Annotated in this window: 19 protein-coding genes and 2 pseudogenes; 11 read left to right on the top strand and 10 right to left on the bottom strand. The window is 50.5% G+C overall.

Annotated elements, in window-relative coordinates:
- Positions 1-62 precede the first annotated feature (62 nt).
- Positions 63-1,397 carry an MATE family efflux transporter gene (locus PsW74_RS12865; protein WP_063286594.1) on the bottom strand — a complete coding sequence of 445 codons (1,335 nt, stop codon included), beginning with the start codon at positions 1,395-1,397 and terminating at the stop codon, positions 63-65.
- Positions 1,398-1,648: 251 nt separating this feature from the next.
- Between PsW74_RS12865 and PsW74_RS12860 the strand changes: the two genes are divergently transcribed.
- Positions 1,649-2,110 (top strand): hypothetical protein, encoded by a 462-nt coding sequence (locus tag PsW74_RS12860; RefSeq protein ID WP_063286593.1) that lies wholly within the window; start codon positions 1,649-1,651, stop codon positions 2,108-2,110.
- A 96-nt stretch (positions 2,111-2,206) separates the two neighbouring features.
- Positions 2,207-4,864, top strand: a complete 2,658-nt coding sequence (locus tag PsW74_RS12855; protein ID WP_063286592.1) for a hypothetical protein — start codon at positions 2,207-2,209, stop codon at positions 4,862-4,864.
- Between the two features lie 46 nt (positions 4,865-4,910).
- Here PsW74_RS12855 and PsW74_RS12850 read toward each other — a convergent pair whose 3' ends face one another.
- Positions 4,911-5,708: a phytanoyl-CoA dioxygenase family protein gene (locus PsW74_RS12850; protein ID WP_063286591.1), complete on the bottom strand. Its 798-nt coding sequence runs from the start codon at positions 5,706-5,708 to the stop codon at positions 4,911-4,913.
- Positions 5,709-5,799: 91 nt separating this feature from the next.
- Complete coding sequence (gene asd, locus PsW74_RS12845; RefSeq protein WP_063286590.1) at positions 5,800-6,693, bottom strand: archaetidylserine decarboxylase; 894 nt, start codon at positions 6,691-6,693, stop codon at positions 5,800-5,802.
- A 225-nt stretch (positions 6,694-6,918) separates the two neighbouring features.
- Between asd and PsW74_RS12840 the strand changes: the two genes are divergently transcribed.
- From PsW74_RS12840 to PsW74_RS12830, 3 genes are all read left to right on the top strand, one after another.
- A complete protein-coding gene (locus tag PsW74_RS12840) occupies positions 6,919-10,563 on the top strand; it encodes a hypothetical protein (RefSeq protein WP_063286589.1) in 3,645 nt (1,214 codons plus the stop codon).
- A 127-nt stretch (positions 10,564-10,690) separates the two neighbouring features.
- Positions 10,691-11,167, top strand: coding sequence for a hypothetical protein (locus PsW74_RS12835; RefSeq protein WP_063286588.1), 477 nt, complete (start codon positions 10,691-10,693; stop codon positions 11,165-11,167).
- A 161-nt stretch (positions 11,168-11,328) separates the two neighbouring features.
- On the top strand, positions 11,329-11,784 hold the full coding sequence (locus PsW74_RS12830; protein WP_057461624.1) for a hypothetical protein: 456 nt from the start codon (positions 11,329-11,331) through the stop codon (positions 11,782-11,784).
- A gap of 178 nt (positions 11,785-11,962) precedes the next feature.
- On the opposite strand, the gene PsW74_RS12825 is transcribed toward PsW74_RS12830, so the two are convergent.
- On the bottom strand, positions 11,963-12,226 hold the full coding sequence (locus tag PsW74_RS12825; protein WP_063286587.1) for a hypothetical protein: 264 nt from the start codon (positions 12,224-12,226) through the stop codon (positions 11,963-11,965).
- 418 nt (positions 12,227-12,644) lie between these two features.
- Here PsW74_RS12825 and PsW74_RS12820 point away from each other — a divergent pair, with 418 nt between their 5' ends.
- Positions 12,645-13,811, top strand: a complete 1,167-nt coding sequence (locus PsW74_RS12820; RefSeq protein WP_063286586.1) for a hypothetical protein — start codon at positions 12,645-12,647, stop codon at positions 13,809-13,811.
- A gap of 26 nt (positions 13,812-13,837) precedes the next feature.
- On the opposite strand, the gene PsW74_RS12815 is transcribed toward PsW74_RS12820, so the two are convergent.
- Both PsW74_RS12815 and PsW74_RS12810 read right to left on the bottom strand, forming a co-directional pair.
- Positions 13,838-14,296, bottom strand: a complete 459-nt coding sequence (locus PsW74_RS12815) for a hypothetical protein (protein ID WP_208981649.1) — start codon at positions 14,294-14,296, stop codon at positions 13,838-13,840.
- 11 nt (positions 14,297-14,307) lie between these two features.
- The gene (locus PsW74_RS12810) at positions 14,308-14,496 is read right to left on the bottom strand and encodes a hypothetical protein (RefSeq protein ID WP_063286585.1); all 189 of its coding nucleotides are present in this window, start codon (positions 14,494-14,496) and stop codon (positions 14,308-14,310) included.
- 159 nt (positions 14,497-14,655) lie between these two features.
- Here PsW74_RS12810 and PsW74_RS12805 point away from each other — a divergent pair, with 159 nt between their 5' ends.
- The gene (locus tag PsW74_RS12805) at positions 14,656-15,045 is read left to right on the top strand and encodes a VOC family protein (protein ID WP_063286584.1); all 390 of its coding nucleotides are present in this window, start codon (positions 14,656-14,658) and stop codon (positions 15,043-15,045) included.
- A 9-nt stretch (positions 15,046-15,054) separates the two neighbouring features.
- Here the strand turns inward: PsW74_RS12805 and PsW74_RS12800 are convergent, their stop codons facing one another.
- Both PsW74_RS12800 and PsW74_RS12795 read right to left on the bottom strand, forming a co-directional pair.
- Complete coding sequence (locus PsW74_RS12800; protein ID WP_063286583.1) at positions 15,055-15,726, bottom strand: helix-turn-helix domain-containing protein; 672 nt, start codon at positions 15,724-15,726, stop codon at positions 15,055-15,057.
- A 113-nt stretch (positions 15,727-15,839) separates the two neighbouring features.
- Positions 15,840-17,009: a cupin domain-containing protein gene (locus tag PsW74_RS12795; protein WP_063286582.1), complete on the bottom strand. Its 1,170-nt coding sequence runs from the start codon at positions 17,007-17,009 to the stop codon at positions 15,840-15,842.
- Positions 17,010-17,308: 299 nt separating this feature from the next.
- Here PsW74_RS12795 and PsW74_RS12790 point away from each other — a divergent pair, with 299 nt between their 5' ends.
- On the top strand, positions 17,309-18,103 hold the full coding sequence (locus PsW74_RS12790; protein WP_208987959.1) for a class I SAM-dependent methyltransferase: 795 nt from the start codon (positions 17,309-17,311) through the stop codon (positions 18,101-18,103).
- Here PsW74_RS12790 and PsW74_RS12785 read toward each other — a convergent pair whose 3' ends face one another.
- Positions 18,104-18,766, bottom strand: coding sequence for a Crp/Fnr family transcriptional regulator (locus tag PsW74_RS12785; protein ID WP_082830558.1), 663 nt, complete (start codon positions 18,764-18,766; stop codon positions 18,104-18,106).
- A 96-nt stretch (positions 18,767-18,862) separates the two neighbouring features.
- Between PsW74_RS12785 and deoD the strand changes: the two genes are divergently transcribed.
- Complete coding sequence (gene deoD, locus PsW74_RS12780; RefSeq protein ID WP_057461610.1) at positions 18,863-19,591, top strand: purine-nucleoside phosphorylase; 729 nt, start codon at positions 18,863-18,865, stop codon at positions 19,589-19,591.
- Complete coding sequence (locus PsW74_RS12775; protein ID WP_057461608.1) at positions 19,591-19,833, top strand: YgjV family protein; 243 nt, start codon at positions 19,591-19,593, stop codon at positions 19,831-19,833. Before deoD ends, PsW74_RS12775 begins: the two co-directional genes overlap by 1 nt.
- A gap of 287 nt (positions 19,834-20,120) precedes the next feature.
- Here PsW74_RS12775 and PsW74_RS28360 read toward each other — a convergent pair.
- Positions 20,121-20,587 (bottom strand): annotated as a pseudogene (locus PsW74_RS28360) (Tn3 family transposase).
- Positions 20,588-21,156: 569 nt separating this feature from the next.
- Here PsW74_RS28360 and PsW74_RS29720 point away from each other — a divergent pair.
- Positions 21,157-22,033, top strand: a pseudogene (locus PsW74_RS29720) (DDE-type integrase/transposase/recombinase); the annotation flags it as partial.
- Between the last annotated feature and the right edge of the window lie 1,372 nt (positions 22,034-23,405).

The following is a 23,405-nucleotide window of genomic DNA, read 5'->3' as shown; positions in this document are numbered from 1 at the left end:
AGCAAAGCCCTCCACGGCTTGCCCAGCCAATAAACCGTAGGTGTCTGAGAGAGACCTGCGGTTTATCCTGTTTTTGCTGAAGCTCTTGCCAATGCAGGTTCCGAATAGCCTTTCCAGAAACTGTATTGCGTCAGGAACAAGCCAACGCGATAAATAAAGTCCGCAAAGATTACACCTGCCAGTCCGTAACTCATTGAGACGCCGAATACATAGGCCAGTGGCAAAAATATAAGCCATTGCGTGATTGCTGAGACCGTCCAGGCTCGCCCGAACAGTTGGGCACCTTGCAGAACATAGTTCATCACTGCTCCTGCAATGTTGATTGGTAAGATTAAGCAGGAGAGAGTGAACACCATAATGAGTTGTGGTTCATCCAATGCTTCTCCCAACAAAAGGAGCAGGACGTCCTCAGAGAGCACCATGACGAGCAGAGCGTAGATGACAATTGGGTAGGCCGCGCCTGAGATCATCTTCAGGCCAACTTGTTGAGCTCTCGACAGGTCTTTAGCCCCAACTGCCTGACCTACCTGACTGATCGCGACGCTTCCCAAAGCATTTGCCACATAAATCGGGATGAGTGTTGCCTGAGTGATAACCTGATAGACGGCCAAAGCTAAAACACTGAGATGCCCGACAATCCAATAGCTTGAGAAAATGCCAAGAGCATAGATTGTGCTTTGGGAGGCTGACAGGAATGCCTTCTTCAAAATCTCAGCAATCAGAGGCAGAGATAGTACGCCAAGCCTGAGTTTTTGCTGCGAGATCGCTTGTAGGGCTGCTGACACATAGAACACCGCTGCAAGCGCGAATGCGATGAAGGTGCCAAACCCAACTCCTGAAATTCCCAGTTTAGGAGCTCCAGCCCAACCAAATGCCAGTATGACAGTTGCAACGGCATTCACGATCTGCGTTCCAATGCCGATGTAGGAGACGGTCCACGCTTTGCCGACAGCAATAAGGAGGCCGCGGGAGGCACCGCACATATAATAAAACGGCGTCGCATACAGGAGAAATTCCAGGTATCGCCTTGAGGCTTCTCTAACCTCAGCATCCGGATTCACGAAAATGAGTATGTCTTCGAGAAAATAGATTGAAGCTGCTGTTAACAATAGGCCAAAGCTTACGCCCAAGATCAGACAGATCACAAACGCGTCCAGCACTTCATTGTTTTCTCGACTGGTCAGAAATCCAGCAGTGAATGATTGGATTGCGATGGAAAAGCCGTTGGAGAATGAAAACAGGACGTAAAACATCATGCCGCAGATGCCGACTGCGGCAACAGCTGGTGCACCGAAATAGCTGGAGACATAAGTGTCTGTCCAGTTGGTGAACAAGGCAGCGCTACCAGTGAGGAAGAGCGGTAATGCCCGCAAATACATATGCTTAAACGAAATCATCGGAGTATGGATTACCGGAGAAAAGGTAGGAACTTAACTTAGCCAGCATACACCGTTCCCATGAGATCGATAGATGAAAATAAGTAATTCAACCTATATTTTACCTTAGCTCTCGACCTGCCTCCGTTTTTCTACATTTTCTGAAAGTAACTGTTCCGATCAGCACAGTATCTCCTCTGTAGAAGTGCCAATCTCAACTGCATTGAGATCTTCATTCCAAGATCTCTTCCACTCATGGTGAGGAGTATGCCATGGCTGAGACGACTGCATTTGATGAGTTGGTTCGGGCGTTTTCGTCCAGTTTTGATCTGGACCTGCCAGAGCCGTGTAATGGTGCCTATTTCTTCTGCGTCGATGAGCGCAGTCATCTGATTTTGTGCCAACATCATGAGGATTTTATCATGATGGCACTAACGAGTGGTCTGCGCAAAGTTGACCTTTCTGCAGACCAAGCTCTCATGCTTTTGAAAAGCAACGGCAACGCATTCACTCAGCCACATATCATCGCGTCGATCACCGGACAGCGCGTTTCTCACTGGACTGAGGTTTCTACGGGTGGTGGCGTTGAGCTTATGCGTAGAGCGTTTGATCTGCTGCTTGATGCAAACGCACGACTGGAGCGCGCGCAGCCTTCTGCTGAAGAGAGCGCAGACGATGTAATCCATGTGCCTTTGCCCAAGTACGGCTCAGACATGGTGATCATTGGTTCCTGATCACTCTGACAAATCAATGGAATTTACTGTTTTCACGTTGGTGTTCCGGCACTCCTGAACAATGGAGGCCAACACCGGGAATTCATGAGGTGTCCCATGGGTCGTTCTCCAATTCATTCAAAAGTTTCGCAGCCTCAGGTCAATCCAGACCAACAAGGGGCTACACCCAAGAAAACAACCAGTTCTCATAAAGGGCATAAGCTGGGCCATGCCGAGCCAAAGAATGTGCATCGCTTGCTGGACCAGCTGGATGAGCTGAACGGGAAGTCTACAAAGCACAGCCGTCCAGCAAAGGCCGGGGCGAAAGACCCTCAATTGCGCCCACTCGCTTACCACAAGCATCATAAACCGGAGGGTGAGCCATCTAACCCGACGGATGGAATGTCACGCGCTGCAAAGAAGCTTCGCTATGAAGGCTACCGATTACCTCCAGAGAAGTTGATGGGGCACGGCGCAAGTAATACTGCGACGTCCTCACAACAGAGTGCAAAGCCAGTTCCGACCAAAACAGAATCGCCGCTCACTGCACATGCAAACACGCTTGATCACATGACATCAGATCCTGATCTGAGCGATTACGTTATTGTTGACACTCCCAAGCCTGAGGGAAGCCAGACGGCTGCTGTCAACGGCACGTCACAAACTGTTGGGCAGCCTAAGTTGGAGACTGTTGAGCAACCATCTGCACCTCAGCCACGCAGCGAACCATTGGAGTTAAAACCACATCCGGCAATGCTGGCTATGCATGAGTTGGATTTGGCGGTGAGCCCGGAGCTTGAGCAGCAATTCCAAGCGTATCAGGAAAAGAAAACAGCCTTTATCAATGACCCGACAGGTACTGCACATGAAGGACCGGAAGCTGCAAAAAAGCAACGACTGATCACAGGTCTGTTGGGTATGGCTCAAGACAAGGCTGACACATATCTGCGTATGCAGTTTAGAACCGGGCTGGACAATGATGCACGTGCGTTGGCCAAGCAAATCTTTGAAGATGCCGCTCATGATCCTCGCTTCCTTGCCTTCCTGAAGGTCGCAGCACTGGCTGCACCAGAGGATTTGTCCAGTAATCACAAAGAGCTGCTGGTGTTCCTGAGCCAGAACTTGAAGGCCCTGAACAAAGAAGTTGTTGGCGATGTCAACACGCTCTTGCGCCAGAATGCTTTTAGCAAGGGTTTGAGTGAAGCAGTCGATACTGCCAGAGCAAATGCTGTGACCGAGCAGGATGTGCGTTATCTGAATGATATCGAGAAAGATGTTGTTGCTTATCGAATGGCAACTTCCAAGCAGCTGGGCGAAGCGCTGAATGCCAGCAATGATTTGCTGGCTGCCATGAGCTTTGGAGATGCGATCCTTTCCAGCACAGAAAGCCTCTCACATGAGAATGGCCGGGCGCAGTACGCGTTGGCCAGCCTGCGTGAGGTGGCATCACAGCTGACTGAGCAGCATCTGGCGGATCATCACAGCGCCAAGAAGACTGAGACATGGATCGCTAAGCAGCCGTGGGCGGCGCTGATTTCCGTTTCCATTCAGAAAGATGGCGGATATTACGACATCAACACGGAGCTGCGTCACGATCCTGCTCCGAGAACAGTAGGCAACAGCACATTCTTCGACAACAGTGATATGGTTCCGCAGCAGGGACTGACGAAGAGTGAGCTGCGCGATAAACCTCAACTGGTTCTGAATGGTCTGCACTCCAAGGAGATGATGGAAGCCCTGAAACTGGTGCCGACTGGTGAAGATGGCGTAGATGAACTGCCGATTGTTGAAAAGCCAAGTGATCTAGCGATGGCTTGGGGCAGTACGCTCGTAGCGGCTAAGCAACGGGGCGATAACATTTCGGCCATGTTGCCAGACTACTTCATTCTGAAGCAGGTTCGCTATCACAAGATTGAAGGCTTCCTGATTGAGAACGATATGCTTGAGCCAGCCTGGGTGGTTGAATACAAGCCGACCTCTCATACCATGTCAGAAATCGGCAAGATGAGAGCGTTGCCGCAAGCTGCTGCTAAGAATCTGGCTGCTCTAACTGTCAACCTGAATGAGTTGAAAGACAGTCAAACCAAACAATCTGACGAGCTTTCTTCCATGAGAGAGCGTTTGGATAATTTCTTGAGTACCAAGGGTAATGGCCTGCTGATGAGTTTTGGCAAGGCTCATTTTGCGCTGGACAAGCTGATGGAGCATGTTCGCGATGATGTTCATGCGCGGATTGAAAAATCTGGTGGGAGCTTGAAGAAGATCCAGAAATGGATTTCAGAACAACCTTGGGTCGCTTTGTTTGATGTTTCCATCACGCGTCCTGAAGGAGGCAAGAAGAGCGAGTATCTGATTTCTGTCAAGCAGAAGACAGCTCCAGAGCCTGCCAAACCAGAATACACAACAGTCACGGTTGAAGATCCGGAAACACAGGAAGCAGGCGCAACAGCTCAGGAGACACCTGATGAATTTCCGGGGCTGACAGGTTCCTTGCGGGCTTTATTACAACCGGAAACGCGGGCGCAATTGATCCTGAAGCCAACAGATGAAATCAGCTTGGGTGCAGAGATTGTCGATAAGCCAAGCAAACTGGCACGTGAGTGGGGTGAGCTGCTCGCCAAGAACAGCCATGCTCAGGATGAGCTGCCAGATTTTCTGGAGTTGCGTGAGGTTCAGTATCACAGCGAAACCAGAAACGTCTTCCGGAAAGGCCATCTGAAAACGTGCTGGGTGCTGGAGTTCAAGCCGGACGCTCTGAATGCTGGTAGGAGCTAAAGCTTGGGGAGTGCGGTCAACTGACTGCACTCCTGACCCTTAATCGTCAGCGCTTGTAGATGATTGGGAACCAGTCTTCTCGCAGGATTTGCCCAGGCTTCATGTCATGACCCGGGAATAGCGGAGATGTGCGGCCCGGACGTTCGATATAGCGGGCATCGTCGCCCAGCAGGCGCAGTGAGAATGCGCGGCGGCGCTGTTCAGTGGTATTACCGCGTGCGCCGTGCAGGGTGTAATAGTTGAACGCAACTGCATCTCCCGGTTCCATCTCCCATTCGCGGATCGGCATGCCTTCTGCATCCGGGTCCGGGATTGGCATGTACTCGTCGCTGTCGCCATAAAAATTCTGCTCGGACAGCCAGCGAATTGGCAGCACGGGCTTTTCCCAAAGATGAGAACCAGCGACGCAGCGCAAGGTGGCGCCTGTTACCGCGTCCATTGGCGACCAGAAGCTGACGGTCTGCTGTCCCTCAACAAAGTAGTAGGGTCCATCCTGATGCCATGGCGTTGCTTTGGAGGTTCCAGGTTCTTTGACGAGTACGTGGTCGTGGAACATCTGAACGGTTTGGGATTGCATCAGGTCTGCTGCTGCTTCTGCCGCTGGTGAGTTGTTCACCACCTCGACAAACTCAGGAATGCGTTGCCAGTTGCAGTAGTCATCAAAGAAGCGACCGCCCTCGCCTTCCTTCAGGTTTTCTGCTGCATATTCTCCCGGCTCTGCCATGTTCCGCTCAATACCAGCCCTGATCAGATCTACATGATCCTTAAAGAGGCCCTTGATCAGTACGACACCTTCGCGCTGATAGGTATCGATATGGTCCTGAGTGATAAGTGAAGATGGCATAGTCCCGTCCAGTCTGTTAGCGAAGCCGACAGTCTGGACGAAGAGTCACGCTGGATAAATACAACTTATGCTAAGCGATCTGGAGATTTTCTCAGGCAACCGTTGCGAAGGGCTGACCGACTTTAACCAGAGTTTCTTTACCTGCAGCACTGTTGGCGACAAGATCTTCGCTGAAGTTTACCGCACCCGGCTCAAACACGACAACAACTGTTGAGCCACCAAATTTGAAGAAGCCTTTTTCATCCATCTTAGCGACGTGGCCAGAAGTCTTTGTATTTACAATGCTACCGACACCAAACGCGCCGACTTCCACGTAGCACATGGTGCCCGCATTCTCGGTCTTGAGCAGTGTGTAGCTGCGTTTGTTTTCGCCAAACACATCTGGACCAGCGCCCAGAGCAATCGGGTTTACAGAGTGGTAGGCACCCTGAAAATCTCTTGCATCAACAATTTCGCCCGCACATGGGAAGTGATAGCGGTGATAATCTGCCGGACAAAGGCGCACGATTGCCAGTGAACCACCGATAAAGCGATCTGCGATATCTAGCAGCATTTTGCGGATGGAGAATGGATGGCCTTTCACTGGGGTGAAGGTGTCTTCATCCAACTTAGGGAAGACCAATACACGACCGTCCGCCGGGCTGACGATGGTGTCTACACCAGTGTCGAACGGGCGTGTGCCTTCTTTCAGGTGACGGATGAAGAACTCGTTGAAAGACGCAAAGCTCTCCTGCGGGTCTGCAAACTCTGCTGTATCGATGTTTAGCTCACCAATCGCGCTCTGGATTTTGCCTTTGGAAAGCGGGCTGTCATAATACCAGCCCATGGCCTTGCTGAGCGCAGCGGAGCGGAACAACAGCTTTTCGATCAGGCTTGAGCTGGAATCCTGATAAGCCCAACGGATCCACTTCTCCCCCAGAACCGTTTCTTCAAACTCTCTGCCGGTTTCACGGTCAATAACGATAATGGGTTGTTTCTCAGACATCTGGCAGCCTTGCTCGCAAATTACGAGGCTTTACTAGGTGAGATACTCAGAGAAGGCAAGCCGCGCGGCAAGTAACCATTCGTTTTATTTCAATATCTGCAAGTGGTCACAATTCTATCTTCACTAGTTCGCTCAATTCTCATGTCTAACGCCCGATTATGCCTCAAATCCAGAACATCAGAGACTAAGTTACAACCAACAATCCATCACGTTGCGGAGTTTCCTATGCCGGAGAACAAGCTCACTTCAGAACAGCACCACTGGGCGCAAAAGGTCTACAGGCGTTTGCAATGGAAGTTCCCATTGGTGGAGGGAGATCCCACTGAGGAGGGTGAATTTGAAGACATCCCGCTTGATGATGTTTCCCTTGATGCAACGGCTGAGAGCAATGAAGAGGTCACTCAAAAAACCGATGCGGAACCAGATGATGAGCTGACTGCCCGCAAAAAAGCGCACGATGCGGAACTCAGCAATCTCTTCAAGCGTCTCAGAAAGGCTGCCAAGTCCATCAGGGTTGCCGGAAAACGCAAACCTGTGTTTACCGAAGAGGATGAAAGTCAGGATCTTTTTGAAGCAGCTAAGGAGCTGGGAGAAGAACAGATTGAGCTGGCTAAAGATCTAGTTGGAAAAGAGGATGAGAACGGTTTCACGGATCTTGTCTCAATCAAAGCGCACGCCGACAAGGCGGACCAATACCTGAAGACAATGCAATCCGCCTATCAAAAAGGTCGCGGTAATGCGGTTGAGGAGCTGGTTGAACTTAAAAAAACTGCAGCATTGCAACAAAAGCGCGTTAAGGATGTCTACAAAGAGCGCGAGCCTGTCTTGCTCTGGAATGTGGACTTGTCTGCAGTCGATAAGGCTTATGACGCGGCGCGAGATAACTTCACGGAAATGAACAGAGCGATCTCCGGTTATGTGGTGTCAGAGGTCGACAGGACGCTCTCAGTTGCAAAAGAGAGATACACTGTTCTGAAAGATGCGATGGACAGTGCGAAGCGATACGCAGATGCTGCTGGTACCACGCTTTTGCTGAAGGTGTCGATCGCCCAGCGAGAAATTCGAGATCTGGCTGGACAGCGCGTCACATTGGATAGTAGCCCGCAGCAGCAAAGTACCTTTGATAAGGTTTATGGCGAAGCAGCGGCGGCAGCAAAGAAAGCAAACGATGCTGTCCTCAGCAACCGCGGCATAGACTGTGAGAACGCGCTGGAGGAAACTGAAAAGCTCATTTCGCAGATGCAGCAGGTGTTGTTGCAGGCAGTTGTTGGAACTTCAGAGATCGAGATCACTCCACCGGAAGGTTTCGATGAGGAGGAACTCAAGAGACTTTCAGGTGAAGTCACCGCTCAGGAAAGCACTGTCGAGGGACTTAACGGTCAACGAGATATTGTAAAGAACCACGGTGTCAACTTCCCCTCTTTCGAGGCAGCTTATCAATCTGCCCGTACGGCGATCCTAAGCGCGCGTACCGATCTCCTGGCCAAGAGTGTCCGTCTTGCTGAAGAGAGCATCATGGACATTCGTGACTGTGCGGCTGACATGCGGGACTACATAACTGAAGCGGAATCAATGCTTCAGATTCAAACTCAGCAAATCGAGGATCTTCGCAGAACACTCGAACCACTGGCAGACACGCGCAAAGATTTTGAGAGATACGCGCAGGCTGACGAGAAGTTTGGTGGCAAGCAGTTGGTCCGCTTTGATGCCCTTTGCGGTGAAGTGACTGCACTTATTGATTACGCAGAGGCCTGCGTGGGTGGCCAGCGGGTTGAGGAAGCTGATCAGGCTATTGGAAACTCACGCAATGGTTTGAAAAAACTGGAGAAAGAAACCCGTAGCTTGCAGTGGATGCCGCAGGTCAACACTGCTGCGACTGAAGCTGAAGCCCGGGAGATGCTGCAAAAGGCAATTGCACGTATCAATGTGGAACTTGAAGATTACGACAGTATGGGCAGTGTCTTCAGAGACAATGAAGAGCGGTTGATCTACACCAACCTGCATGACAAGGCTGCAGGCTTCGCCGAGCAAGCATCGGTCCTTATGGAACGGAAGAGGTTTGAGGCCTCAGAAGAAGCGCTCGACAATGCTCGTATTACGCTCGATTCCATGGAAATTGCCTATGAGCGCGGCGCGAATACTGCTGCAAAAGTTGAGGGTTATCTTGCAGATGCCGAAGCTGCGAAAGACCGGATCAACGCTGTGTATGAGCAAGGGATCGCTCTGCAGGATCCTGACCATAAAAACGACTTCCTGAGCTACAACAGTATTGCCAATGATTTCGCCTTTCAGGTGGAAGGGTTGATTGCAGAAGGTAAAGTGAGGGATGCACGGGCCATTTTGAGCAATCTCAAGGTCGCTCTGGCAAATCTGGAACGCTGTGTCACGCAGGCACCGCGGAAGAAAAAGAAAAGAAAAGCTGAACCCGCACCGAACCCAGCGCAGCAACAGGCACCTCTTGATCCTCATAGTGCGGAGCAGGCTGAGCTGGTGCAGCAATTTGATCAGACCTGCGCCGCTATCAATACGATTTTCAGTCAAGCACGACCGCATTGTGTTGATGAGTATGTGACTGATCTGGAAGCTGCCTATGCTGACGCAATGCAACATCATGAAGAAGGCAGTACGGCACTTGCCGGAGATGATCTGGAAAGCGCACGTGCTTCTCTTTCTGAAGCAAAGAAAGATCTGATCATCCTGCAGAAGATACAGGACAACAGCCGACAAATCCTGAGCTCATTGTTGAATGGTTTGTCTGAAGGTGCGGCATACTATGAGAACATTATTGCCGGAATTCATCAAAAACGCGCTGAGTTTGATGCCTGGAATATCGACCTGACTTCATTTGATAGCTCTTACAAAACCTCTCAGGAAACGCTGACTAATCTTCGCAAAGCGATCAAAGACCAACTCGCCGGCTTTGCCAAAACCATGATGGACAAGATTGAGGATGACCGGAGAGCTTTTGAGGAAGCCTATGAAGCAACACGCATCGACCGAGATAATCTGCGCTCTGAAATGATCCTGGAAGTCAGTGACAGACAATCCTTATTGTCAAAGCTGTATGCCGATCAGTATCGCTTTGACGGAAATGAAGTGCTTCTTGAGCGCTTTGCGATACATCACGCAAGGGCATTGGTTTGCATCCAGATCATGCTGGATCATCTGAAAATAGATGAAGGGAAGGAGGCGGAGAAGCAGTTCGACCAATTTAATGAGTGCGCATCGATCTTACAAGAGATGTTGCAGCAGGCTCCTGCGCCAGCTGTTGAAGAAGAAAGCAAAGACCAGACACCGGATCTTGATGCCAAGGAAGATGTTAAGATTGGCATTGAACAAATCTATCGCGAACTCAAGTCCTATGACAGAAACAAGGACCTCTTTAAGAACTCCGAGGAGCTCGCTAAATTTGAGAGCATGGTCAAGAATGCCGAAGCTTATCTCAGCCAGGCAGAAGATCTCGCTCGGATAGATGAAGCCAGGGATGCTCTTGAGAATGCCCAGATTGCTATGGAGAGCGTGCGAATTGCGTTTGAACGTGGGCAACGTACTGCTGCAAAAATCGACGGATATCAGATCAAAGTTGAGGAGCTGACTGATACCGTCAACAAACTTTTCGGCCAACGCAGTGCTATTCAGGATGATGACGATCTGGCCCTCTTTATAGACAACAACGAAACAGCCAGTGAGGCAGCTTACAAAATTGAGAGTTTCCTGAGCAAAGGCAGGGTTATGGAAGCAGAGGTGCAATTTGGCTTCCTTAACACCATTATCGCCAATATGGAGCGGAAGCTGAAGCAGCAGACAATCAAGAAACGTAAAGCCATTTTCAAGCGTCGTGGAGCTGTGCGCCACGGCAAGAAAAAGTAGTCTGCCGGTGTACATTTTCGCTGGTGTTTCAACATTTGTTGCAAGCGATGTTTGAATACGTTTGGCAACATTTTTCTGTAATTCTGCCCCGAGTTGTTTGCATTTTAAGTCGGGATTGGAACGCAGAATGAGACGCTTTTTCACGACAGGTTTGTGCCTGGTCGCCATTGCTGGTTTGGCGGGTTGCCAAACAACAACGCCCGGGCAAGGTCGTCTGGGCGGTAAAGCGGTTAACTTTGAAGTGACCGAGAATTTCTTTGGCAGTGGCGGAGCAGCGACGACGGCCACATTGCCAGATGGCGAGGTGTTTACCGGTAAGCTCGTTACTGCGAAGAGCCAGACCACCAACATTGGAGAAAGCGACTTCGATGATGGGTTTGATGATTTCGACGACTTCGATGATTTTGACGGCTTCGACGACGGGCCGTTCTTCGTCTCCACCTTCTCAACCACATACAGCCCTTATGCCCGCGGTGTTTTGTTCAGCGCGAAGCGGAGCATGCGCTGTGTTGTAACGCTTTCCAATCCGGCTGATGGTTTCTCTGATGGTGGTGTTGGGCAGTGTAAGCTCTCCACTGGAGGGTCGTTCCCAGTCGAGTTTTAGAGAGCGAAATTTTTCTCACACTGTGCTTTTTGTGATTGCCGACCAAGTTGCCCCTGACTTACAGCCGGTTCAGGGGCTTTTGGCTGTGGTGACTGCGTTATTTGAAACGACTTCCAGACAGCCAAAACCGACATTTAACTTTTCGGGATTGGTGAATTACAATGAAGACTATTTTCAAGATCGGTGTGTGCGTTGCTGCTGTTGCAGTTCTGGCGGGTTGTCAGTCCACCACAACCGGACAGGGACGTGTTGTCAGCAAAGACGGCAAGAACGCACAGAGCGTGACTTTTCAGGTGACGGAAGAATTCCTCGATGATGGCGCGGCCTCCGCTGTGGCTACTCTTTCCAGCGGCGAGTTTTTCACCGGTAAGCTGGTGACAGAGAAAAAGCAGACCGAGAGCGTCGAAGACGGGTTCTTCTATGACGATGACGACGATGATTTCTTCTCCTCCAGCTCTTCCACCACGTACAACTCAAGAGCCAAAGGTGTGCTGTTCAGCGCTGCTCGCTCCATGCAGTGCCAGATTACTCTGAGCAACCCAAGCTCTGGTTTTTCAGATGGCGGCGTTGGCGAGTGTAAGATTTCTACTGGCGAGACTGTGCCGGTGCAGTTCTAAGCGGACCTTAGATAAAGCAGTTCGCATTTAAGCTGAACTGCTTTAGCTGTTGTGCTTGTGTATCTTTATCCGAAAACCGGTTTCCACTTTTCGGAGATACACTGAAAAAGCCTGAGAAACGCATTGCCTCTCAGGCAAGTTCAGCAGAGGTACTACCTCTGCTCGCTCTCTATGCTTTTTAGGTTTTGGTGAGGTCCAGCGCGCAAGGCTCGAGCAATTCCGATATCTTCTCGCTACATCCCTGCACATCTTCTATGTGGCTGCGCACAGTATCAAACAGCGTCAGCAACGCTTCATATTCCTGCGTGTGCTCCATGCGCTCACTCATCACCACACTCATGGAATAAACCAGATTTTTGAGGTGGCTGGATGAAAGGTTAAGCTGGTCCACTTCATTGCGAAGGGACATATGGGCACTTTTCTCATTTCCATTGGTCGTCATTTCATACCTCTAAGCAGGCGGTGAAAAATCCGCTCGGCATAGAGCTTTCGACGGCCCACTGGCGAGCGGGAGGTTCGAAACCTGGCTTAGACAGGCGGGTTTATTCCCCCGCAAAGGGTATTGTATTCACCGCCCTCCCGCCCATAAGCGAGAGTTTGCGTATGGAGAACCAACTCCAGACACAAAAAGACCGCGTATTACGGCTGCGGTGACCGCTAAGCAAATAAGGTTTCGACGCCTCATCGTGAGGATGCGCCGTCTTGCTGCGGGTGTCAATGAGAGGAAATGGAATTACCCCATAAAGGCATGGGGTTGGGGTATACACGTTGAAGACAAGCCCATTAGAACATGTCAGTGTAGAAAACTGCTATATCAAGAAGTTTTTGCATCGAGCTCAACCTACATCGGACCTTCATTAATGGACATCATTACGATCAGCCCTTTGGATGGATTGCAATCCTATGTAAATTTAATGGCGTATAATGCTTCGCAAGAACTCGTAGGGACTTCTGAGTTCAATTTATACTCAGATGCTCAACTTATTGGAACACTGAATGATGGCCTTCCATTTAGTTTCCTTAACTTAGTTCCCGGTTACGCAACTTTCGGCAATATCAGACCAGCTGCTGTTTTAAGAGTCAATTGGTATGCTGAAGCAGCAGATTTACCCAAAATCTCTTTTACGCATACTTCTGATCAAGAATATCATGCAGGAACCATGCAGGATGAACTTGCAGCATTAGCTTCCCTTCGGCTCGGAGTGCGCCTCAAAGCAGGGAGCGAAGTAAGATCATTCGGGTGGAATGACCACGACCCGATGGGAACGCCACAGCCTGAGCGCACCGCTATACCGAGTGTTCAACAAGGAACACTTCAACCAATTGCCCCCTTTGTTCTTCAACCAGCTCAACTATGTGATCTTAAAATCCTCAATCGGCTTAAAAGTCTTTCTAGAGAAAAATACTCATCGCTTGTTAAATCAGCTCGGCTCTTCCAAGATGCTCTTTGGATACTTGAGAGTGCTCCGGAGCAAGCTTGGCTAATGTTGACAAGCGCGTTGGAGACTGCGGCAGTGTTTCACCAAACAGGCAAACTTAAGTCTGTAGATGCTTTTAAGGTCGCACAACCAGAAATAACTGAGTTTATCAAAGAGAACTCCAGTAACAAAGTTTTCAGCGAAATAGCCAAAGCTCTCGGAGGCAGTCAAAAAGCGACAAAGAAATTTTTGGATTTCACTGCACTTTTCAAACCAGAACCACCTGAAAAAAGACCTTACGAAAGGTTCCAGCTAGACTTCTCAGAACGACATTTTAGCGACACAATGAAAGCGATTTATAAATACAGGTCTCTTGCCCTTCATGACGGAAAGCCGTTCCCTGCTCCTATGTGTAGCCCTCCTTTTCAACACCAAGAATGGGATGCCCCCGCAGAAGTTGGAACAATTGGACTATCAATGTCTACACAGGGCGCTACTTGGGCGAGCAAAGATTTACCCATTTGCCTAAATTTCTTCGTCTATATCGTTCAGGCTACCTTAAATAATTGGTGGACCAGTATGGTGGATAAAGAAACCTGTTCGGCTTAACCCAAGTAGCTTTTTGTCTCTCAGGTTCATTCCACCTTTTCCGGCATGCCTTTGCCGTTGTTCCACCAGCGGTTTGGGTTGGTGCTGTTGGGGTTGTAGGCGGCGCGGCTGGCCCAGTCTTCGCGGAGGAAGATGACGGGTTCTTCGTAGTGGTGAGCGTAGATTATGGCGTCCATGACTTTTTCGAGCACTTTCGGGTCGCGCTCAATGGAGATTTTCAGCTCTACCATGGGGTAGGTCTCTGTCATGCCAGCCTGAAAGCCCTCAATGTGGGTTGTGGTGGTTGAGTTTGGTTCGGGCTGTGCTGTTTCCTTGCCAACCGCCGAAATACTGGCGTTGCGCTGGTAGCGCCCAAAGCTGAGCGGGTGCACTTGCATGACGGCGTCTAATATGCGGTCAGTGTCCTCCTCCAGCGTTTGGATTTCGATTGTCCAGACTGGCTCAAACCGGCCTGATTTAGCCTTGTATTCTGATAAGTCGTTCATCATCCCTCCCCTTACTCTGTGTCCTGCGTTTTGCCGCTAAATGTGCCGTAGAGGCCTACGATGCCAACCGCACAAATCAATAGGCCAGCGATGACATTGAACAGCGTACCTTCATAAAACGATGTGTAGGCGAAGTAGGCGCCGTAGATGCTGATGAAGCAGGTGATGAGCACGTACAGGACTTTGCGGAAATTGCGCATGAGACAGCCTCGCTGGCAGGAACCTGAGGGAGCCTAGCAGATTCCCTCCGCTTTGCATTCAAGTTTGACCAGAGTTCTGCCAATGAAAGTGTCGCTTTTTTTCAATACGTGGGCACCGTGCCTGACTAGGGTCATCCTCATGAAAACAGGAGGAAATCCATGCATTTGAAATACGTTATTCTGTACGTTGAGAGCCCTCGTGAGACCATCGACTTTTATTGCAAGGCATTTGATGTGGAGGCCGGTTTGATCACTGAGGGAGGGGATTATGGCGAGGTGAAAACCGGCGAGACGACGCTGTCCTTCTCCTCCTTCGAGTTGATGAAAAACCTTGGCAAAAACCCATCGCAGGCGGATGCAAGCAATCCGTGCTTTGAGATTGCATTCCAGACTGACGATGTGGCTGGCAACCTTGCAAAAGCATTGGCAGCCGGTGCTGAGCTTGTGCAGGAGGTCAAAGACGAGCCATGGGGGCAGACAACATCCTACGTGAAGGATATGAACGGCTTTCTGATTGAGATTTGCTCGCCAGTGACGGCCCCGGTTTGAGGCTAAGGCTCACCCAAACGCGATGGACTGAGCCTGTCGTTTGAAGCCGGAGTTTGCGGCGAATTGCATGGGCGAGGTGCCGAACCAGCGCTGGAACTCGCGGGTCATATGCGCCTGATCGGAGAAGCCGTTGTCGAGGGCAAAATCGGCCCAACCTTCTGCGGTTTCAATAGCGCGCGCGGTTTTGCGGATGCGGGCGAGCTGGCGCCAGTAGACAGGCGAGCGGCTGGTGTGGCGTGCCAAGGTGCGCTGCAAAGTTTTGAGCGTCACCCCCAACGCTCCAGCGGAGGCGGCAATGGACAATTGCTCCTCCGCGATACAGCCCAGCGCTTCGGATACTCTGGTGTTGAGGCGGGTGTGGTCTGCGAGCAATTTGCAGATGGTGGCTTCATCCCAGGAGCCCAGCACGCTCAGCGCTTTGATCAGGTCTTGTTCGTTCACCTGCGTGCCCGGCTTCAGGCGAAAGCCGATCATGCGCTTAACAATTATTCGTTCTGTTTGGTGCGGCTCGTCGAACAGCTCTGACACGTGCCACGACGGGCGTTTGCCTTCTACTTCCGTGACGATCAGATCTCTGCACCCATCCGGCAAGATTGGGCCGGAGACACCGAGTTCACCCGAATGATGCCAGATCTGAGCAAGCGTTTCAGGCAGGGACGCGCATGTGTGATTGTGCTGCAAACATTCCCTCCCCTGTTTGCTTGGTGGTGCCTTCAGGCAATTTGCCATCAGATCAACGAGGGAGCAAACGGATTCACTCCGAATGCTTCACCTCTTTGATCATACGCATATCGTTACTTCGTGGCGATGAAAACATCTCGCTTTGGAAACTGCCTGACTGCCTTGGATTGCCGGTTGAAGTGTGCTGTCAGCAGGTAATTCGGATTGCTGGCGAGCCATTCTGACAGGTCGATGGCCTGATACTCCCCCGTGTTAAAGGCAATCAGGATGCGGGCCTTTTTCGTACCTGTGTTTTCAATAGAATGGCCATAGCCTTGTGGGATGTAGCCGACATCGCCTTTATTCAGCGTTTCGATGGCATACCGGCCTTTTGCGCCAAACATCGTCACGTCGATGCTGCCCTCCATCACGTACTGCCATTCATCCGCGTTGGGGTGCCAATGCAGCTCTCTCAGCGCACCCGGATCGAGTTCCAGAACAATGCCGGTGATGGTGGTCGCAATGGGGAATTCATTCTGACTGACGCGCCATATCCGTCCCCCCTTGCGTGTCACCTTAGGTTCCTGCTTCATCAGGCTGTATTTGTGCGCTTCCGGGGTGGGGTTGAACTCGCCCTGATGCGGAAGCGTTGGCTGTTCTGGCGGGATGACACCGTGCACGAAGTAGGCTTCCGATTTAGGGAAGTTGTCAAACGCGCTTTCCGGCATGTCGAGGTTTTTTGCCAGTATGCTCTTCGGAGTGTGCCCCAGCCAATCGGTGATGCTGAACGTGCCGAACTCAGAGAAATAGCCGTTGTCGAAGATCAGAATGAAGTGGCAGGGCTCATCTCCGATGCACTGGATTGAGTGTCCGTGACCTCTTGGAAAATACCAGACATCACCGGGTTCAAAGTCATCTGTCGAAGACTGGCCATTGGGATTGATAACCGTGGTGCGGCAGCGGCCATCCATGACGAAGGCCCATTCTGCTGCTGTTGCATGCCAGTGCAGTTCTCGGGCAACGCCCGGCTCCAACCGCATGGAGACCCCGGCAATTCCTGTCGAGATGGGGAACTGCTCGACAGTCGCCTCTTTACCAAAACTGCCACCATCAACGCGTCCTTTGGTCTTCTCCAGTTCGAACTTGAACCTCGGAAGTTCTGTGTTGGCCAAATCCGGTTCAGGAACGTTGTTCCAAAATGGCCCTGATGGGTATTCTGCTGCGGAGGCTTGTGTCGCAACCGCTCCGCCCATACCTGCTGCCACAGCAGCTTTGAAAAAGTCCCGTCTTGATGCGCCAGACATGTTGCCTCCCTACGATCAGGAAATACAGCGCGCACATACTATCACGACGCCATTTCTGAGCAATGGTGGGAGGTCGTTGTTTGGCTCAAGCAACCGAAATGCTGCGGTTAGCGTTAACCGCTCGTGCTCGGGCATAGATTACGGATTTTCATTTGAATGCCATGCAACTTCAGAAGAAAATGGGCTTGCAAGAACAATACTGCAGCTCTGCCGGACCAGCCTCTTTAAGACACTGCTTCACCTTAATGTGCGTCACCGACTTTGTTTTCAAAAGCTCATTTGCAAAGATTGGATAGCCCATGTCTGTCGATGTTTCTCAGCAATACAAAACCAGCTCAAACCTCAAAACACGCGCAAATCTTCATCGGCGGTATGCGAACAAGAGTTGGTTTGAGTGGGCTTTCCAGCAAATGCAGTTTCAGGAGAACGCCAAGATCGCTGATATCGGCTGCGGGACGGGGTGGTTCTGGAGCGCCAATCAGCATCGACTGCCTCAGGGTCTGGAAGTTTCGCTCCTTGATCAATCCGCGCATATGATCGCTGAAGCTAAAGAAGCATTGACCAAACTGCCCGCAATCAAACAAGTGACAGCTTTTGTTGAGCAAGCTGAAGCCGTTCCGTTTGAAGATGCCACCTTTGACGTGGTGATGGCCATGCACATGGTCTACCACCTCTCAGATACGGATAAGGCGATTGATGAGATGCGGCGTATTCTGAAGCCGGGAGGGCGCCTGATTATCACACTCAACAGCCCCCCTAACCTTCAGCAGGTTTATGAGCTGAACAGCCGGGTGTTTGATGTTGAACCAATAGATCCGTCTGTTGTGATGGCTCCGCCGGATAAGATTGCTGAGCGCCTTCAACACCGCTTCAATGCCCTCTCGCTGCAGACTTATAAGGATGTGTACGCCATCGATGATGCTGAGCCTGTTTTCTCAACGTTGACCTCCTACCCTCCCGGTAACGAGGCAACACCGCAGCAGCAAGAGCAGCTAATGGGTGAGATCACGAGAGAACTTGAAGAACATCACGGCACCATGCACACTCAGCATGAAGTGCTGATGTTTGTTGCGGAGGCACCGAGGGCCGTGTGATTACCGCTCTTCCTCTTCCGCCAGATAGCGTTCTAGTTTGGTGTGGTTGGCGACTTTGAGTTCGCGGCCGCGTTTTTCGACCAAGCCGTGTTCGATCAGTTGGCTGACGGCGCGGCGGTAGACGCGTTCTGAGCAGCCAAAGCGTTCGGCTTCGCGGAAGACGCGCTCAAACTGGATTGGCGGTTTGTTGCCGCGTTCACGCATCAGCAGGTCTTTGGCGATGTTATAGGCCAGCGGGTACATGAAGTGGGAGGTGACCCGGTCCATGACACCCTGATAGGTGTCGGCCAGACATTGGCTGAGCCAGATGCCCACATGAGGGTGTTGCACCAACAGGGCTTCCAGCTCTGCAATCGGGATGACGCGCACGCTGACCGGACCATCGCAGCGGATGTCGAACTGAATTGGTTTTCCCGTCAGAAATTCGATCTCACCATAGAGGCGGTCTTCGATATTGAATCTGCCGTGACTGAAGCGTCGCCCATTGGCAGCGGTGTAGCTGACCGTGCAGAAGCCATCGTCGATCCAATACAGGTGTTCAAGGTTTTGGCCTTGCCGGAGGAGGTAATCTCCGGGCTCCATATGGCGTAGAAGAAACGGGCCAGTTTTGACCCATTCTAATACTTCTTTATGTCCAATGTCTGCGAGCGATTTAATTGTCATTTTTGCATTATTTAGTTCAGAGATGCGGACAATTGTCCTGTTTTTGAATCGGAGATATTTCTACCTTTCTCCTTGCAAGCTGCATAGGAGAATCTGATGACACCGCATATCAACGCCCAGACTGGAGACTTTGCTGAAACAGTCCTCATGCCGGGTGATCCGCTTCGCGCAAAGTATATTGCAGAAACCTATCTGGAAAATGTACGCGAAGTAACAAACGTGCGTAATGTGCTTGGTTTTACTGGTGAATACAAGGGTAAGCCAATTTCAGTTATGGCACACGGTATGGGTATGCCATCCATCTCTATCTATGCGCATGAGCTGATCAACTTTTACGGCGTGAAACAAATCATTCGCGTGGGCAGCTGTGGCGGTGTTGATGAAGAGCTGAAACTGCGCGATCTGATTGTCGCAACAAGCGCCAGCACCAACTCCGCAATGATCCGCGATCGCTTTGCTGGTTACGATTATGCTGCTGCACCTGATTTTGAATTGCTGAAGGCCTGTTCTGATGCTGCTGGCGAGCTGGGTCTGTCGCCGCGCTTTGGGAACATCCTCTCAGGTGACCTGTTCTACGGTTCCAACCCTGCGCTGCTGCCAGCGATGCAGAAAATGGGCGTTCTGGCAGTTGAAATGGAAGCTGCGGCTCTGTTTGCAATTGCTGCGGAATTCCGTGTGAAAGCGCTGTGCGTGCTGACCGTATCCGATCACCTGATCACGGCAGAGGAAACTTCCTCTGAAGAACGCCAGACCAGCTTTAACCAGATGATGGAACTGGCTCTGGAAACTGCATATGCAACAACACCAGAAATGGCTGCGGCATAATGAATATGGAACTTGTAGGCTATCTGGCCTCAATCACTGTGATGACTTCCCTCCTGATGGGCAACGTCCTGTGGCTTCGTGTGATCAATATGGTCGGTTGTATCCTGTTCACCATCTATGGTGTTGCAGTTGATGCTTACCCGGTTGTTTTGCTCAACGGCATGTGCGTGTTCATCAACATTTACCACTTGGCAAAATTGAGAAAGCAACAACAACAAGCACTTACGCCAGCAGAAGCGTAAGGCACTCGCCCCCCCATCAAGCCAAGGTAATTGTAAACTTAAGAGCCCTGAGCGTCCTCCAAGACGCGCTCAGGGCTCTTTTTCTATCCGCCGTCCGATTGCCGCTATCAGCCAGGTTGCTGCCGGAACGAAGTTTACAAAAATCGTGCACATAGAACTAACAAAGTTAGAATACTAGACTGCTTTTGGTGTTGATTTTGGACACTGCAGGGGCCATTCAATGTAAGCTTATTGCTCCAATAATAGATGCCTATCAGATTGATGTGCACTCATGCGAGAGCTGAGATTTATTTCAGAAGGACGTTGGGGATATCGCAACTTTGATCACGGAGGTGCTGGACGATGCCGCTGAGATATGCCGTGTTCCAGTAAACGATAGTGCTAACGACAAGATTGTGACCAGAGGTAGGAAACGCCTGCCCATTAAATGAACAGTCGCGGATTTCGCCGCGTTAATGGAAGAATACCATTCGATCATAAACAGTGAGCTCTCCAAACGCCGCACCTTTCGCAAAGCCTTAGCGAGAAGGCTGGGCTTTGATGAGGAAGCTAACTTCTTCAAAATAGATCGCTTTCGTCGTGACAGTTGCAGAAGATCTTCCCAATGGTCCAAAATAGAGATTGCGTTTGCTGGAGTGCCAAAGTAGCTGGCGAGGGCTGGATAAACCTCGGCATTTTCAAAAGCAAGAACTTTTCGGATTTTCAGGTTCCTTAGCTGAGGAGAGAGCCGACCATCGGCTGAGGCGGTAGACACGTTGCCCTAAAGCGGGCTGTGGTGATGCTAAGCATAAACATTCGCAACAAGAGCTTATGAGGCACATAGGTTTGTGACCGGGTGTGGAACATCCTCAATCAACTGATCTGATAAGTGCTGATCCCTTTTGAGGATCCAGCTATCCTTTTCCGACCAAGGTTTGCGGCGTCCGCGAACGTACCTGCCAGCATGGTGGTAATGTTGTGTGGTGCCTCCCCAGTGCGTACATGGGTGCACTAATCAGCAAAGCCGGTCCATTCATGCACATCACGTAAAAGATCAGGTACTGCTGCACGCGGATACATCTGCTTGTTGTTCGCCTAAGAAAACCTCATCTAAAAGATCGAAGCAACCGAGGTCTCAGTTACACACCATCAGGGGAACCATTTCCGCCAGCATGCCATATCTCGCCATCCGGGGATTACTCTTATCATAGACAGGCTGGAGATTTGTGATGTGCTGGTGGTCACCAAGCTGAACCAGCTTGACCGGGATCCAATGAATGTGAGTACCACAGTAAGCTTCCTTTGAAGAAGTCTCGCTTTAGTTAGGAAAGTGGAGGATCACCGATGGCGAATAAGAGACCTGGGCCGGAAGAAATTGTCGTGAAGTTACGGCAGATTGAAGTTCTGATGGACAAAGCATGGCCTGGATTGATGTAATCAGGCAGATCGGTGTGACAGAAAGAGAGCGGGCATCTGCGGTGTGTCGTTTCAGGCCTTACGCTGGACAAGCTGATCTTGAAGAAAGCCGCATCGGGAAACTTCTGAGCCTTTCATGTGGGTGCGCCTACATCGATCATATACGTGGTCGGTTCAACATTTCTGAGCGTCGGATTTGCTGCGTTCTAGCAACATCGACCGACGCAGCGGCCGTTGCCACGTGGGCGCACAGGCGAAGAACGCCTGATTGCGGATATGATTGAGCTGGCGTGTCAATATGGTCGGTATGTCTCCCCTCGGATTGCTGCATTGGTGAGAGAAACTGGCTAGCTGATCAACGCCAAGTTGGTTGCGTGTTTATAGCAACGTGAAGGATTTAATGTGCTCATCCTCCCCCAAAAAAGAGCGGCTCGGGCTCAATGATGGATCGTGTGTCCGCTTCTGTCTTAAGTATTGCTACCATACTTGGTCACACGACTTCGTGCATCATCGAACTGACGATAACAGGGACTTCAGAACACTCCACATCTTGGATAAGTACAGCCGGGAATGTTTAGCTATCCAGGTGAAGCAAAGTTGGACTCGATCAAGGTCATTGATGCTTTGACAGACCTGTTCACCTCGCGCCGTGTGCCTACTTATATCAGGTTGGACAATGGCCCCGAGTTCAGTGCTGAGGCCGCCTGAAACTGGATCACCCTGGAAGAACGGATACTGTGAAAGTTTCAACGGGAGGATTCAGGATAAGTTACTGAACGGTGAAACCTTCTACTCACTGCGCCAGAGACCATCGTCCCGATGGACCAAAGGTCTTCACTTAGCTTAAGTCAGGTTTCTTATACGCGAAACAACTTGAATTACTGGCCGTCACATGAGGTCTGCTCAATAAGGCCTCATGTGATAGGTATTTCCTATTTCAGACTATTGCAGAAACCCCTCGAGCATAATAATCATCAGGGGTATTCGCTTGTAGACATGCCTTTCCTTGTTCATATGTTGGACTTAAATCGCACTGGGAAAGCTGCATGTGGCTATCTTTACCTATGCTTACCGGCAAGCTGCCATCCGTGCGGCGTCCTGGCTACGTTCTCATCACAGCCTTTACCAAACACCACATATATATTGTCCCCATTCGGGCCAGCTCTACATACTCACCGGAGAGGTTCAAAGAAGGTATGCTTGTAAATCAGTGTAGGTGTGAGTGACATTCTCCCAGATACGAGTGAACCGGTCTGCACTCCTCTACTTTCCAATACTCGGCCTAGAGGATCATCTCGGCATAACGGAATTTTTCCTCATTCTTAGTTTCCCAAAGGCTATGTCAACCTGACAATAGACAACAGGTCACCACCGCTTCAGCTCTCACCTCCCCGTAGCGGGAGATGAGACGTTGTTACATCCTCCTTTCTCAGGTTGCATTTCAAACATACGCCTCCTAGGGTATCCGAGAAGAGGCGCGCCATACGTGATTTCCAGTACACCAAGCGATTTAGAGAGTGTTACGATCAAACTCCCACTGCAACAGATATGCAAAGGACTACTTTTTGTGGCTTCTCGGGGATTGTTACCAGCATCACTGGCTCTCGCAGTTGCGGTGAAATTCCGCTATCTTTCATAATCCTAATAACACAACACCCAGTCCGAAAGTCATTCTACGGATGCTGGTTTAATCTCTTCGGCGTATTTGCCCGCTTGGTGTCCATTCCCATCCCCAAAGCAATTAAAGTGAAAATACTCGATTGTTCAGGACCAAGGACGGACCGCTGTCCGACGTGGGACTACTTCCAGTATGGCTGTCAGAGATTTTTAGGAGTCAATCAACCAACAGCTTGGCATGTGAAGAATGCTGCCCGTATAGATGCTGTTGTTAACTTTTCTGCTTATGAAGCAAATTGCATATTGGGCAAGAAACTAGACCCGCAAACGAACGTGATCAACGATGACTAGACGGCCCTTTGGTCACAACTTTAGCGACCAGCGAATAGTAAACCATTCAAAAAATGAATATATTTGCGGAGCGATGCAAACCACTTCCAATGAAGAGTTCAGCTTCTGAGCCAGACGAACCGTATCGAGTGTTTCACGCCATGTCAGCGTGGCACACGCGGGTTTTTAATGTATCAGGCTGGCTTTCGCTGGTTACAACGTGTTGTAAA

The organism is Pseudovibrio sp. W74, from assembly GCF_001623085.1.
In the GTDB taxonomy this organism is placed as follows: Bacteria; Pseudomonadota; Alphaproteobacteria; order Rhizobiales; family Stappiaceae; genus Pseudovibrio.
Note: the sequence above shows the minus strand (reverse complement) of the source record. Positions and strands in the feature narration are given on the sequence as shown.

What these genes read in the sequence shown, in the direction of transcription:
- PsW74_RS12865 (WP_063286594.1), bottom strand. Translation starts at nt 1,397, where the DNA reads ATGATTTCGTTTAAGCATATGTATTTGCGGGCATTACCGCTCTTCCTC.
- PsW74_RS12860 (WP_063286593.1), top strand. Translation starts at nt 1,649, where the DNA reads ATGGCTGAGACGACTGCATTTGATGAGTTGGTTCGGGCGTTTTCGTCC.
- PsW74_RS12855 (WP_063286592.1), top strand. Translation starts at nt 2,207, where the DNA reads ATGGGTCGTTCTCCAATTCATTCAAAAGTTTCGCAGCCTCAGGTCAAT.
- PsW74_RS12850 (WP_063286591.1), bottom strand. Translation starts at nt 5,708, where the DNA reads ATGCCATCTTCACTTATCACTCAGGACCATATCGATACCTATCAGCGC.
- asd (WP_063286590.1), bottom strand. Translation starts at nt 6,693, where the DNA reads ATGTCTGAGAAACAACCCATTATCGTTATTGACCGTGAAACCGGCAGA.
- PsW74_RS12840 (WP_063286589.1), top strand. Translation starts at nt 6,919, where the DNA reads ATGCCGGAGAACAAGCTCACTTCAGAACAGCACCACTGGGCGCAAAAG.
- PsW74_RS12835 (WP_063286588.1), top strand. Translation starts at nt 10,691, where the DNA reads ATGAGACGCTTTTTCACGACAGGTTTGTGCCTGGTCGCCATTGCTGGT.
- PsW74_RS12830 (WP_057461624.1), top strand. Translation starts at nt 11,329, where the DNA reads ATGAAGACTATTTTCAAGATCGGTGTGTGCGTTGCTGCTGTTGCAGTT.
- PsW74_RS12825 (WP_063286587.1), bottom strand. Translation starts at nt 12,226, where the DNA reads ATGACGACCAATGGAAATGAGAAAAGTGCCCATATGTCCCTTCGCAAT.
- PsW74_RS12820 (WP_063286586.1), top strand. Translation starts at nt 12,645, where the DNA reads ATGGACATCATTACGATCAGCCCTTTGGATGGATTGCAATCCTATGTA.
- PsW74_RS12815 (WP_208981649.1), bottom strand. Translation starts at nt 14,296, where the DNA reads ATGAACGACTTATCAGAATACAAGGCTAAATCAGGCCGGTTTGAGCCA.
- PsW74_RS12810 (WP_063286585.1), bottom strand. Translation starts at nt 14,496, where the DNA reads ATGCGCAATTTCCGCAAAGTCCTGTACGTGCTCATCACCTGCTTCATC.
- PsW74_RS12805 (WP_063286584.1), top strand. Translation starts at nt 14,656, where the DNA reads ATGCATTTGAAATACGTTATTCTGTACGTTGAGAGCCCTCGTGAGACC.
- PsW74_RS12795 (WP_063286582.1), bottom strand. Translation starts at nt 17,009, where the DNA reads ATGTCTGGCGCATCAAGACGGGACTTTTTCAAAGCTGCTGTGGCAGCA.
- PsW74_RS12790 (WP_208987959.1), top strand. Translation starts at nt 17,309, where the DNA reads ATGTCTGTCGATGTTTCTCAGCAATACAAAACCAGCTCAAACCTCAAA.
- PsW74_RS12785 (WP_082830558.1), bottom strand. Translation starts at nt 18,766, where the DNA reads ATGACAATTAAATCGCTCGCAGACATTGGACATAAAGAAGTATTAGAA.
- deoD (WP_057461610.1), top strand. Translation starts at nt 18,863, where the DNA reads ATGACACCGCATATCAACGCCCAGACTGGAGACTTTGCTGAAACAGTC.
- PsW74_RS12775 (WP_057461608.1), top strand. Translation starts at nt 19,591, where the DNA reads ATGAATATGGAACTTGTAGGCTATCTGGCCTCAATCACTGTGATGACT.